Here is a 1156-nt window from a genome sequence, read left to right on the forward strand (position 1 = left end):
GGTTATTGACTCGTTTAATTACATGTGCCAGTAGCATTAATCCAGCATTCCCCACACTCAGGATGATCACCCCGACAACACCGATCATCCAATCATCGCGCAAAACAGATACCACTAGGATCATGATGGATGTTTTGGTGGCAATACTGGCAAATGCCAACATTTTTTGCCAAATATCATCATCTTGCCAAGCCTCATAAATGGGGATGAGCAAAGCCAGAATCATGGCAATCAGGATTAGTGTCATCGATTTTTCCTCCGTCGAACCCGGTGTACTTCGTACCTGCCATCTTTGTGGTATTTCAACACAATGGTTTTTGGTGTAAAGGTGATCAGGAATATATCCAGGAATATTAGCCCAGGGGTCCGTTGGGGTTTGACTCCTTCCATGATCACATCTTCGTGGTTATGGGGACGGAGCATGATTTCAAATGCCTCAATATATGCCTGGGGAATCGCCACTATCACTTCACCCAGCACCCGCAGCCAATCCTTTAAGGCTTCTGGGGTTTTGGGGCGTCCTGGTAATAGGAATGCGATCGCAATCCCAATCATGATATTTGACGGACTCAGATTGGCAGTGAGCAAAAACCAGATAACCAGTCGTAAGATTAGATTTAGATGCCCAATCATGCAAACACCATCCAGAACAATAAGACTAACATTAAACTCATCACCCCAATGAGATGGTCAAATTCCTCAAGCACACGGGGTAGCTTGAGTACAGATCGTTTGAAAATCAAAAAATATGCCAACCATCCCAGACCAATGGTTGCCAGGGGTTTGATAATATTGGCAAAATTATATGCTTGGTAGTACACACCATTGGCAGCAATCAGCCCACCGAGCAACAGTATCATCGCTAACCAAAAACCGACCTTTACCTGCCCTTGGCTGCCATCCCCATGGGGCAGAAAGATGAATTTAGCAAAGGATATGGCTGTTCCTAGGGCAGCAATATTCATACCGATAACTTGCCAGGGCACTAGATTCTTCATGGTTAACACCTTCGCCCCAAAACCAGACAACAAGGGAAAGCCGGAAATTGAGAAGCTAGCTATAGCCAGGGCAATCCAGATTTGGGTATTAATCGGCTGATGTTGCAGTTCCTTGAGGTTGCGGCTGGGCAAAACACCCGCGATTAAAAAGAGCGCCC

General features: G+C 45.8%; 2 protein-coding genes and 1 pseudogene. All 3 read right to left on the bottom strand.

Features of this window, described 5'->3' with window-relative positions:
• A partial coding sequence (locus F6K38_RS42635; RefSeq protein WP_287360941.1) for a hypothetical protein occupies window positions 1–247 on the bottom strand: 247 nt, incomplete at its 3' end.
• The gene (locus F6K38_RS42640) at window positions 244–633 is read right to left on the bottom strand and encodes a Na+/H+ antiporter subunit E (protein ID WP_287267383.1); all 390 of its coding nucleotides are present in this window, start codon (window positions 631–633) and stop codon (window positions 244–246) included. The genes F6K38_RS42635 and F6K38_RS42640, both read right to left, overlap by 4 nt.
• Window positions 630–1156 (bottom strand): annotated as a pseudogene (locus tag F6K38_RS42645) (cation:proton antiporter); the annotation flags it as partial. The gene F6K38_RS42640 and the pseudogene F6K38_RS42645, both read right to left, overlap by 4 nt.

This window comes from Moorena sp. SIO3B2 (genome assembly GCF_010692525.1).
Classification (GTDB): Bacteria; Cyanobacteriota; Cyanobacteriia; order Cyanobacteriales; family Coleofasciculaceae; genus Moorena; species Moorena producens.

Excerpts from the sequence above, each read along its gene's own strand:
- F6K38_RS42640 (WP_287267383.1), bottom strand. The coding sequence starts at position 633 with ATGATTGGGCATCTAAATCTAATCTTACGACTGGTTATCTGGTTTTTG.